This window comes from Enterobacter sp. JUb54 (assembly GCF_014298075.1).
Lineage (GTDB): Bacteria > Pseudomonadota > Gammaproteobacteria > Enterobacterales > Enterobacteriaceae > Klebsiella > Klebsiella lignicola.
The window spans coordinates 481,621-493,993 of sequence record NZ_CP060418.1 but is presented as its reverse complement, the minus strand read 5'-3'; the positions used below and the strand labels follow the sequence as shown (position 1 = coordinate 493,993).

9 protein-coding genes are annotated in these 12,373 nt (G+C 40.1%); all 9 read right to left on the bottom strand.

Annotation, left to right across the window (positions count from 1 at the left end):
• Positions 1-53: 53 nt before the first annotated feature.
• Positions 54-1,046, bottom strand: a complete 993-nt coding sequence (locus HF679_RS02150; protein ID WP_187042554.1) for a glycosyltransferase family 4 protein — start codon at positions 1,044-1,046, stop codon at positions 54-56.
• Positions 1,047-1,153: 107 nt separating this feature from the next.
• A complete protein-coding gene (locus HF679_RS02145) occupies positions 1,154-2,176 on the bottom strand; it encodes a glycosyl hydrolase (protein ID WP_187042553.1) in 1,023 nt (340 codons plus the stop codon).
• Between the two features lie 55 nt (positions 2,177-2,231).
• The gene (locus HF679_RS02140; RefSeq protein WP_187042552.1) at positions 2,232-3,491 is read right to left on the bottom strand and encodes an EpsG family protein; all 1,260 of its coding nucleotides are present in this window, start codon (positions 3,489-3,491) and stop codon (positions 2,232-2,234) included.
• Between the two features lie 219 nt (positions 3,492-3,710).
• Positions 3,711-5,876 (bottom strand): polysaccharide biosynthesis tyrosine autokinase, encoded by a 2,166-nt coding sequence (locus HF679_RS02135; protein ID WP_187042551.1) that lies wholly within the window; start codon positions 5,874-5,876, stop codon positions 3,711-3,713.
• Positions 5,857-6,327, bottom strand: coding sequence for a protein tyrosine phosphatase (locus tag HF679_RS02130; RefSeq protein WP_187042550.1), 471 nt, complete (start codon positions 6,325-6,327; stop codon positions 5,857-5,859). Before HF679_RS02130 ends, HF679_RS02135 begins: the two co-directional genes overlap by 20 nt.
• 5 nt (positions 6,328-6,332) lie before the next feature.
• Positions 6,333-7,466, bottom strand: a complete 1,134-nt coding sequence (locus HF679_RS02125) for a polysaccharide export protein (protein ID WP_187042549.1) — start codon at positions 7,464-7,466, stop codon at positions 6,333-6,335.
• A gap of 133 nt (positions 7,467-7,599) precedes the next feature.
• Positions 7,600-9,033, bottom strand: coding sequence for a capsule assembly Wzi family protein (locus tag HF679_RS02120; protein ID WP_154144253.1), 1,434 nt, complete (start codon positions 9,031-9,033; stop codon positions 7,600-7,602).
• 952 nt (positions 9,034-9,985) lie between these two features.
• Complete coding sequence (locus HF679_RS02115; RefSeq protein ID WP_154144252.1) at positions 9,986-10,615, bottom strand: phosphatase PAP2 family protein; 630 nt, start codon at positions 10,613-10,615, stop codon at positions 9,986-9,988.
• A 463-nt stretch (positions 10,616-11,078) separates the two neighbouring features.
• Entirely contained in the window at positions 11,079-11,969 is an 891-nt protein-coding gene (gene galF / locus HF679_RS02110; RefSeq protein ID WP_123755060.1) for a UTP--glucose-1-phosphate uridylyltransferase GalF, read from the bottom strand.
• Positions 11,970-12,373 lie beyond the last annotated feature (404 nt).

Below are 12,373 nucleotides of genomic sequence, written 5' to 3'. Positions count from 1 at the left end.
GTTTAAATCGCGAAATTCAATATAAAATCCTAGATTTCACCTCATAGTTAAATTTATTTTATACTTGTTAAATACGTATCAACAATTTTAGCGGTTTTTTCCCAAGTATAATTCTTAGCATTTAACAATCCCTTCTGGATCATTTCATAACATTCATTCTTGCTATTTAGTACCCTTTCGATGCCTAATGCAATTTCACTAATTTGGCACGGATCAACTAGTATCGCAGCGTCTCCAGAAACCTCACCCAGGGAGGTCGATGCTGAAGTAATAACAGGAATGCCGCTGGCTTGAGCCTCTATTACTGGAAGACCAAATCCTTCATAAAAAGATGGGAATACTAAGGCACATGCAGACCTATATAATTTCGGTAGTTCAGAAGTATCCAAGTAACCAGTAAATACAACTCGATCTCTAAGCTCTAACTTGTCTATTTGAACTTTAATAGTTTCGTTGGGTTTCCCTGTAAAAACCAATTTTACTTTTTTATCTATATCAGCAATTTTAAAAGCATTTAATACGCCAATTTCATTTTTATGTGTTTTCCTATTACTTACACAAAGCAAATACTCAAATCCAAAATTAATGAAGTCCCCATCAGGTCGATATGCATCTGACACACCATTACCTACATTGATTACTTTATCACTAGACACTCCAGCCCATTCAATTATTCTCTGTTTTGAAAAGTTAGATACAGTGAAAATATAGGAAGCGTCTTTACATCCTTTTTTTATTATTGTGTTATAAAATATTTTCTTGGCACAACTTGAATTATCCTCTCTATCAAGATGGTTTAAATCGTGAATAGTAAATACATATGGCATATTGCTATAGAGAGGTGGTATATAACCAGGAAAAAAAACTACTGCATCTTTATTAAATAACATCTTTTTAGAGGTACGGATTGTATCTACAGGAGAAGCAGGACTTCCTTTAAAACCGATTTTTTTATAGTTATTTATTTCGTTTATTTTTTCGTAAAAGGTACCAATACCTCCAGCATTTTTCCATCTCGGATCAATGTAAATATTTTTGGAACTCATGCGTTTTCCCTTTATAAGTCTATGACTCGATCATTATGTAGTATTGTTATACTTAAAATTAACTAGTATAACTATGATAATGCTATACTATTCAATAGTTACTTTCATTACTCTAATTTGTTATTATTTCGCATGCTTTCCGCGATGGGCTTTCCAGTTAAATTTTCATTCAGTATACCAAAATTATGCTCTTTTTTTGTTCTGTCAACACCATCATTAATAAAATCATACCACCAAACACCTTTCACATATCCCAGTTCGCTAAAATTTTTCACAATGTATTCAAAATATGCACTTATGTCTTGTTCGCTATAATTGTTATTTTTTAAACTTGGCACTCCTATCTCTGTAATATACAGTGGAATATTGTATCCAAGTTCTAACTCATTCCGAATGAAATTCTGAAATAACATTACTGCTGTTACTGTTTTCTCAGGAATTAACTTTTTGGTTGGAGAAGAGGCATAAATATGCAAAGAAAGTCCATCAATACACGATAATACATTTTTTTCTTTCAATACAGCCGAAAGCCATTTTAATTCATTACGATCCGATGGCGAAGTAGAGCCAATAATTACTTTTTTATCGGGGTAGTTCTTTTTAATTGCAGTACATGTTTCAGATACTAATTTAGCATACATGTTTGCTGATTCAATGCTCGAGCCTGCTTGTAAATTCCTTTTACCCGAACCTTGTACCCATTCATTCCAAATTTCATACATTGAAACTTTACTGCCAAAGTGATTCACTGTCCAAAGTGAATAATTCTTAAATGCCAATATAGAAGCATCAGTCGTTGGTTTTCTTTTAGGATTTTCTGGAGTTGCTACATCATAAACAGGATTGCCATAGTCCAATATTAGAAGCGGTTTAATTCCATTCTCTGCACTAGTATTTATGAATGATTCTAGCTTCTCCTTGCCTGGCTTATATTTCCCTTTCTCTTTCTCCACAGAACTCCATGGATAGTCAGTTCTTGTTGTGGTTATGTTGTAATGCTTTAATAGTGATATCAACTGCTCTGTAGAGCCATTAAAAGTCGTCGGGTGTATACCAACACCAACTAACATTTCTGTTGAATAGCATTTAAATGATAATAGGAACAACATTATAAATTTGAATGTACGCATATTACCTCTATCACTTTAATAGTCACTCCAAATTATCGGATATTTACCATGTGAATCACTTACTAAAAAGATCACTGACATAATAAAATGGAGTTAATTCGAACCAGTTATAAGTATCCCACAATTCAAAACCAGGGATTCCACCTCCAACTAATCGTTGGGGTTCAAACAAAGAGAAAAGTACAAATACTAATATCAAAAACCTAAAGAAATTTGGGTATTTTTTACTAATAGGTAAAAATACATAATATATGAAAAAACCAGGTATAATAAGAAAGAATCTACTAGCATTTGGCAATGTAACAAAACTCATATTACATATACTACCCCATAAACAAAATTCGTATATCTTCCTATTTATCCCATCTATTTTAGAAATTTCTTTCTTTAAAAAAATATTATTGGCAATCATGATGAAAATGATAAGGAGATAAAACTTACCTGCAGCAATAATTTCTGAAGCCCCTGATGCTCTGGCAGTTAAGTAGTACTGTATTTTTTTAGCTAAAAAAGGTAGGTACAATGCATTGAATACATTTATTACCACACCGGGAAATAGTGAGATACATAATGAAAAAGCAAAAAGAGAGACAAAAATAAACACTTTCCCCCAGAATCTAACTGAAGGAAATAATAAGTAAAAAACAAATATAATTAACGAACTGCTATGTATAAAAGTAGCTATTATTATAAAAAGAACACTCGGAAATTTCTTTTTATCCCAGATATAAATTGCCATCAATAGAAAAGGAGTTGCCATCTCCTGTCTGAGCGTTTGAGTCAATAAACCAACCTGCATAAACGCTAGAGATATGGCGATTGCCATGCCCTGTTCTTTTTTATCAACACTCTTTGAAAAGAAAAGATTTATCCAAATTAAATAAAAAGTCAAAGTAAATAATACACAAAAGAACAATAGCGTTCTTGCATCTGTTATTTTGATAAAATTAAGTATAAAATCAAGATATATAACTATACCGAGCTCAATACCAAGCCCGGTAGATTCAAATGTCCCATACTCTTTCCACTTATTCAAAATTGGCATATAAGTGCCAATTAAGTCGTCAGACAAACTGAAACCTATCTCCCTAGAAACTGCAGCAAACAACAACATTACTATAGCTATAGCTGTTATGCCCTCTCTTATTATTTTAGATTTTGAGAATGCACCCATTAATAAAAACACACATGACCAAAATGCAATATGTGGGCTAAATAACACACCAAAAAACATTAGCATCAAAAATGAAATGTTATAAACATAGTATAATCTTGTCTGGAGGATTATAAGATCATCATTACTCTTATCATTCATAATAGAAACTCTGGTAAGATAAAAATTGTAAATACAGAGTATTACTTACGTTTTTCTTTTAGGATCGTATAATTACGACTAGTAAATAGACACTTATAATTTATCATCACTGTCATTTAATCTTAGTATATATATACATAATTCCATTTTAATATCACATAGTAAATATTACTAGCAGAATGGCGGTGGTACTCGTCCCTAACTACCACCGCCCAATCATTATTCTTTATCTGTATAACTATAACCATAAGTACTATAGCCATAGCCATAATAGGTACTTGCTTTCTTAACTACTCCGTTTAATATGCATCCCTTAACTACAACACCACTTTGCTCGAATCGTTTAACGCTAACATCAATTTCTTTTGCTGTATTCAGTTCAAAACGCGCAATGAGTAATGTTGTTCCAGCGTAGTTACCAATTATTGCTGCGTCAGTGACAGCTAATATTGGTGGTGTATCTAATATAACTATATCGTAGTTACTACTCGCCCAACTGATTAACTCATCAAATCGTTTATGCATCAATAACTCTGCAGGATTTGGTGGCACCATGCCTCTAGATATATAATCAAAACCGGTAACTGATACTTTTTTAACGGCTTTACTTAAATCTATCTTTCCCGATAAATAATCTGAAAGCCCATTTTCATTTCCCATATTAAACAGCTTATGGGTATAACCCTTACGCATATCAGTGTCGACGAATAATACTTTTTTACCAGTCTGCGAAATAATAGATGCTAAGTTAGAACTTACAAAGGTTTTACCTGCATTAGGGCTAGCACCAGAAATCATTAATACGTTATTTCTTGACTCCATCATGGCAAAATGCAGACTTGTTCTTAAACCACGAATTGCCTCTATGGCTAAATCAGCTGGATTATCAATTGCCAATAATCCATGATTAATTTCTGCATTATTTTTCCGTCGACTGTTCTTGATTTTATTCGTTCTTTTAGCAAATTCTTCCGATACTGGAATACTTGCATAAACATTTATTCCAATTTCTTCCAACTGTTCTGGACTTTCTATCCCTCTGCGTAAAAAAACGCGAAGAAGAACAATACCAATTGAGAGCATAGCTCCAAAAATCATTCCAGCCAGAACTATCAGGACTTTTTTGGGCTTGACTGGGATTGGTTGAGTGACTGCATCGTCAATTATACGCACATTCCCAATTGCACTCGATTTAGCTATATTAAGCTCTTGCTGTCGATTCAATAACTGCATATAAACAGCACGACCAGATTCAACATCTCTACTTAATCGAAGAATCTCTTGTTGAGTTTCCGGCATTGCCGTCACTCGTTTATTTAGTTTTCCTTTTTCATCCTGTAAAGTCTTCCTTTTCTCCATTAAAGCTTTATATGTAGGATGCTCCTTCGTGAAAAGTTGTGAAATTTCTGATTCACGAAAAGTTAATTCATTTAGCTGATTATCAACATTGACTATTTGATCAAGTACAGACTTTGCTTCAAGAGATAAATCTACAGAATCATTCTGCCTTCTATAAGCATTAAGTTTATCCTCTGCAACATCCAAGTCACCACGAACTTTAGGTAATTGCTCTGACAGAAAATCTAAACTTTTTGCATCTTGCGCAGCTTGCCTTGAAATGTTTTGAGCTAAATAATTATTACTGATACTGTCAACAATTTGTTTAATTAAATCAGGGTCGCTACCAGTCAATGATATAGAGAGTATTCCAGTGTCCTTACCCTGATCTGATATATTTAATACGTCTTGCAGTGATGTTATTGCCTTCAATTTAGATACATATTCTATATCGAAGACAACACCTGCTTCAGCATCTAATTTATCAACCTTAATTGAAATACCTTTGTCATCGAGTAACTGACCAACTTTCCCATGTAATTCCGTATCATCTGAAGAGATAATATAATTAGATGCATCTACTACTTTAAGTTTTAACTTCGGAGTTTCATCATCTTTTTTAGCTACATACAACCTTGAAATCGAAATTTGCGCAGGTTTCTCTCCACTTAAACGAGCAAAACCTTTGCCAAAAAGAGGGAAATAGTGCTGTGTTGCTATAGATTGAAGATTCAAATCATCAACGGTTTTCCCTAAAATCATTCTAGATCTTAGCAGGGCGATTTCAGGTGCAGATTGTGGCTGTCCATCAGGCAGCATCTGACTCAAATTACTTAAAATAGCGTTGCCTTGTTTTTGCTCTACTTGAACTAACGCATCAGCCTGATACACAGGTGTCGCAAATAACGCGTAAACCAATGCTAAAAGAGTAAGCAATGAAACAATGGATATTATTAGCTTACGGTGATCAATAACCTCACCAATTAAGCGACTTAGATCAATGTCTTCTATTTCTTTATCTACAGGTTTATTTTTTACGGATGACATGCACGTTTCCCTGATTATTTAAGCTAAGTTTTTCAACCCACAGTTGACCGGCCTGTTCGATTAATTGATATACTGAAGAAAATGCTTCATCACTTTTGCGATATGGATCAGGTATCTCTCGTTGATTAAGCCAATGTCCAAAAAGCATAGTCTTTCCTCTTGCTTCAGGCGCTATTCTACCAATTTGATCAATATGAGATCTTTCCATCACTAAAATCAAATCATATTGCCTTCCGAGTAAAGAAGTAAACTGCTGAGCTTTATGTCCTTCTAACGACAAGCCATGATTGGATGCAATTCTCACGGCAGATGCGTCTGCACCATGATCAACAAGGGCTCCTGTACCAGCAGAATCTATTTTTTTGTCGACTAGGTATTTACGTAAGAAACGCTCTCCAATAGGAGAGCGACAAATATTACCGGTACAAACGACTAGAATTGAATCAAACATAATTATTACCAGTTTCGAATAAAACGAGCAGTTTCTGTCATGTCATGCACACCTGAAATCGTCGGTACTAATTGAGATACCACACGATTCCAACGAACCAATGGAGCTGTTGTAACATAAACAATGTCGTATGGTTGCAACTGGAATTCTGTGCCTAATACCATCGCTGATGCATCTTGTGCATTAAGCTGATAGATATTAGCGATTTTTCCTTGTTTGTCCCCTTTCAACTGACGTACAACGAAGACACCAGTCGCATCACTCATTGCCTGTGATATTCCTTCAGCATTACCCAATGCTTCGGCCAGCGTCATACCGCTGCGATCCATCTTCATGGTACTTTGCTTTCCGACTTCTCCCATTACGAATACTTTTAGATCATCATTACGCGGGACAAATAGAATATCTCCTGAATATAGCAGATGGTTCTGAGTCAAATCGCCTTTTTGCATCAATGCATACAGAGATATTTTGGTATCTTTACCATTATGTGTAAGTACAACATTCCGCCAATCTGCATCTGGTGCCAGGCCACCCGCTGCGTTAATTGCATCCATAACCGTCAAAGGAATATTTGTGATTGGCTGTTGTCCTGACTTTACTACTTCCCCTGTTACATACGTTTTTTGTGATCTAAACGCCGCAATACTGACATCAACCTGTGGGCTTTCGATATAGGTAGTCAAACGACTTGCAATGATTTGTCGTACCTCGGAAAGAGTTTTTCCAGCCACCTGTACTTTGCCAATATATGGATAGAAGATTGTGCCGTCGGAGTTAACCCAGTTACCAGTATCACTCGCACTACGGTATTGGCCTGCTGGAGTGGTCAGTTCAGGGTGATCCCATACTGTTACCATCAATATATCACCAACTCCAATATGATATTCATAGCTTTTAAGCAAATTATCTAATTGGGGATTCGATTGTGCCAGCACTGTTTCCGGACGTAGTTGTTCGACAAGACCTGGCGTCATCGGATAGACATTAACCAGTTTATCCAAATCATAATCACTATCAGGCAATTCAACGACATTTTTTCTTAGACTGTTGAGTCCTTGACCTGGCATGATGGTACAACCCGATAAAAACCCTATTGCCAACGCTAATGCCGAAAATCTCACAATTTTTTTATTCATAATGTCACATCATCAGTAAACTAAAATTTGCTAATTCCTGAGCTAGCTGTGTTCCACCACTTTATTCCCGCATGGTTTCACCTAGAAAAATGCAGAATTTACATCATTTTCTTCGCTAGCTACAGCATTCAGCCTATAAACTAAATGGAATCTCAATCCCGGCACTTGCGCCAACATCATCACTGTCACTATGGTCCGCATTGGTATACCATAACGACGTATTCAGTCTCACGGTCTTATACACATCTCCGCTCCATCCCAACTGTATTCCCTTCAAAGTGTCCGAGTGCGGGAATGCCTTGTTGATAGATTGATCCTCAGGGTTCACTTTGGCGTAGGCCAGACGGGCACTCCAGCGCTGATTATCTTCGGTCACCAGTTCAACTTTGCCGGCAAATAACTGCCCATCTCCCCCCATCGCATCACCCAGCGGATATCCCTGTTGATAATAACCATCTCTATAAATGTGGTGAGTATAGCTATAATCCGTACGGCTCATATTAGTACGGGTATCGTGTGCTTCCACATACCAGTTGATCGCATCTTTACCCCAGCCATGGTGTCCTTCAACGCCACCGAGGAACATGTTGGCCGATGGCAGTCCACCCGCTTCATCCTCGCCGACCATCTGCCCGTAGAAACTTACCGGCCAGCCCAGAGTTGGCTCTAACTTAAATTTAAAATCGAAACCGGCCAGTTGGTTACCCGGTTCATTATCGGTACCGGTATTATCCTGTCCGGTAAAACCGTCCCAGAAACTACTGAATGACTGCGGACGTCCCTCCCCTCCCCACTGCATAATGCGTGAAGCCCCAAGTTCCAGTGACTGGAACGGGGAGAAGGTCAGGCGGCCACCGATGATCTTGGCATGCGGTACCGCGGTATATTGATTCATCTGGCTGGCAGAAATCTGATACTGCCAGGGGCCAATCCAGCGTAACCACCAGGTTTCAGGTGCCGTCTGTTCTGCGCGCTGCATCAGGAACCCGGTCATTGGTCTCGCTGCATCACCGCGGATCAGGCTACCTTCATAACCCGGCCCCCACCACTGCGGCATCTGGCCAAACGACAGCCACTGGTTCCAGAACTTTACCGCACCGTAGGCGCCGTTAGCATTGAAACGTGAGCCATTGCTAATTCGCTCTCCGCCTTCCACATTCCCCTGCAGATGAACATCCCACCAGTCGCCACTATTATTAAAGGCTAGCGATAGCGAATTATCCGCAGGCTGACTTTGCGCAAAGCCCTGCGGCGTTCCCGGTTGGTCAGTAGAGGTATAGCCGCTAACACGAAAATCAGCCTTTATAGAGGAAAGTCGTTGATTAATACGCGCTAGCACAACCTGCTCGGAAGAGTAGGATGGTTTAGCTTTTTTTAACGCGCGAGTGATTTCCTCCTGACTTAACGGCCAGGTAGAAAGGCTAAGCTGGATAACGCCCCTGTCCGAAAGCCAGGACAGATCGTTACGAAGTTCATTATCATTCAGTACCAGACCAGAGGCATAAACCTGCGCACTCACCGATGTCAACAGCCCCAAAGCAAGTGCAATACGCGCGATTTTCATCATTGTACAAGATCCATTTTTAGCCCCTTTTCCACAAGCCGGGAGTCAATGGGGAGTATGAGTTTAGAGAGCGCACTCGGACGCCAGTCGTAGTATGTTAGTTCGACGGTGATGATGCAATATTCATCATCTGTGAACTTATGAAGTAACTTACCGGTGAAAAGATTTAGTCCTGCTCTCCATTGCATCAAAGCCATGTACTACTGCCGATGCCAGTTCCCCAGCACAACCGACAGCATTAGGCACCATCCGCGACTGAACGATAGCCGATTATATACAGGTCTTCAGGAGAATCACCTGCTGGAGCAGGATTTAGGAATTTCTAACAGATGGAGATAAGCCTGTGGCGCTATGCGCTATGTCTTTACAGACGCTACCGCCCTTGGCTTAACAGCTACCAATGCACTGTACTTCACTTTATTCTATTTTTGACTGGCGGCTTACGCGCCTAATTATCAAGCACTATTTATAATTTTTGCGGCATCAAGTTTACGAGATTCTGCTGTAAAATGGGAGTGTAAATGACACTTATTCACTCATAAAAACAATAGAAAGTGACTCATCCGACAAGTGGTTGTCATTCAATAAGATTATTCAATGATATTGAGTTGGAACTGAATGCCATAAGAGCACGAAGCCAGATAGCATTCGTAACAGATTGTTTTTAATGACTTTAACACACTCAGCCAGAACAAAAAAAACAATCCCATTTTCATAAGTCAACTACAAAAATTAATACTTATCCCAGGGTTATTGCACTTGACAAATTATATATTTTTTAAAATGCAAGCCCATACAGCTATTTAGGATTCTTCTCACCCACATTATCATCATCGCTATTCTCGTTAATATTACTCAGGATGACATACCAACGAATTATTTCACCAATATGAAAATTTAACGGTGACGCTGAAATCTATTAGTCTCTCTGATGCCATTCGATGTTAACAAACGATCAGTATACCCGCTGATGTAGCTCCGCTCGGGTAAAGGGCTTTTCCAGAGGCCCAAGCCTGACAGCGATCTCTCCCAGTAAAGACTGAGTCGGTGCTTTAGTTCCTGTATTCAGGAGTACGATGGGGACGATAATCAGGCTCAACACGCTTCCCCAGGAAAGCTGGGTATTAACGGCACCTGATGCTCGTCGTTGAACCAACAAGAACAGCGCGCTTCCACATGCACCCAGCATCAACCCGGCAATCACTTCCGATGTCGAATGTGCATGGATCGCTAAGCGGGAATACCCTACCAGACCTGCGACGACATAGCCCGCCGCAATGGCAGCCCGACGCAGCGAAACCGTGCCACGGGCACAAAGTAACCACAGGAATATCGGCCAGAAAGCGCTAGAAAGTGCGGTATGCCCGCTGAACCCAGTGAAGTCAATCTCGCGAATGCCGATCCCCCAGCCCATAAAGGCCAGTTTGGATGCACAAACAATGGCGCCAGTAATACCAAACAGCAATCCCCATTGCCAGGCCAGCAATCTTGACGGTCTGCGCAAAAATAAGACCACGAACAATGCGGCCGCGCTGGGTAACAGCACGGTACTATCGCCAAAAAAAGACACCCACTGCCAGTTCATTAATTCTTCATCCTTTGACGATCTCTCCAGTCCGAAACGTCTTTATCCACGACCCCGGTACGGGCATACACATCCGGCAACTTCACATTTTTATGCATGCATTACCGTTGTTTAATGCGTAAGTATGACCTCAGTCAAGTTTTATTTTGTTATGACAACCAACGGTCTTTCTATTTTTCTGAGAAAATTCTCACTAAGTGATTATTAGTCATCATGAAACTTGTGCTACTCCGACCATTGCATCCTGGTTACGCTGAGAGCACAACCAGATGTCTCTGAAGTAACTGATTTTGCACTGCTGAAATAACATTCGCTATAAATCATAACCACATGATTTATAGCGAATTACTAAAATCTGATAGCGATAACCCTGTTTACAGAAGCATGTCATACGTTCAATCTATACGCCTCATACTTCTGTAAACTCTAGATTTTCATACTTTCGCAAATGTCATTATGCTATTTACGCTAATAGCTTCTTGATGCTCTCGCGGAATTTATTGCCTTCTTTATGGTTACGCAGTCCGTAATTGACGAAAGCCTGCATATAGCCCATTTTTTTACCGCAGTCATAGCTTTCGCCGGTCATCAGCATGGCATCGACAGCCTGCTTTTTAGCCAGCTCAGCAATCGCGTCAGTTAACTGGATACGTCCCCAGGCTCCTGGCTCCATTTTCTCCAGCTCTGGCCACACATCAGCAGACAGCACATAGCGCCCAACGGCCATCAGATCGGAATCGAGGCTCTGAGGCTCGTCCGGCTTCTCGATAAACTCGACAATACGACCGATTTGCCCTTCTACATTCAACGGATCTTTGGTCTGGATAACCGAATACTCTGACAGGTCGCCTTCCATTCTCTTTGCCAGCACCTGGCTACGTCCGGTTTCGTTAAAGCGAGCAACCATCGCAGCAAGGTTATAGCGCAGCGGATCGGCGCTGGCATCGTCCAGCACAATATCCGGCAGCACGACAACAAATGGGTTATCACCGACAATCGGGCGGGCGCACAGGATCGAGTGCCCCAGGCCAAGCGGTTGCGCCTGACGTACGTTCATGATAGTAACGCCCGGCGGGCAGATAGCCTGTACTTCAGCCAACAGCTGACGTTTGACACGCTGCTCGAGCAGCGCTTCCAGCTCGTAGGAAGTGTCGAAATGGTTTTCCACAGCATTTTTAGAAGAATGGGTAACCAGCACAATCTCCTTGATACCTGCCGCCACAATCTCGTCGACGATGTACTGAACCATCGGCTTATCGACGATGGGCAGCATCTCCTTCGGGATCGCCTTCGTGGCCGGCAACATATGCATCCCCAATCCGGCTACTGGAATAACTGCTTTCAAACTTGCCATTCTCTTATCCACCCATTTAGTGATAATTCTTTCGATACCGGTGAGTTTTCAAGCATTACCGATATCAATGTGTGATATTACCAGTTTGCGGTTGGCACGACTTCCCGCAAAATTCTGAAACTGCATGTTTAATGAGAGAATACACTCAAAGTATAAGGACCGACAGGTCGCTTTGAGAAAATTCTCATACCTAAGACGCCCTTAGATCGTCGCCTCAGTTTCTCTCGCGGTTTATGGGCCAGATATAGAGGAATTCCGTGAAATGTCAGGCGTATTACATCAGAATAACTTATCGAAGAAGTGAGGAAACCATCGAAAACCAGGTATAACACGATGAATAGTGGAAGATAATTCACTATCAACTTCTCTCAACGCTCAGTGCAGGACCAGTGCAGCATCGTCAT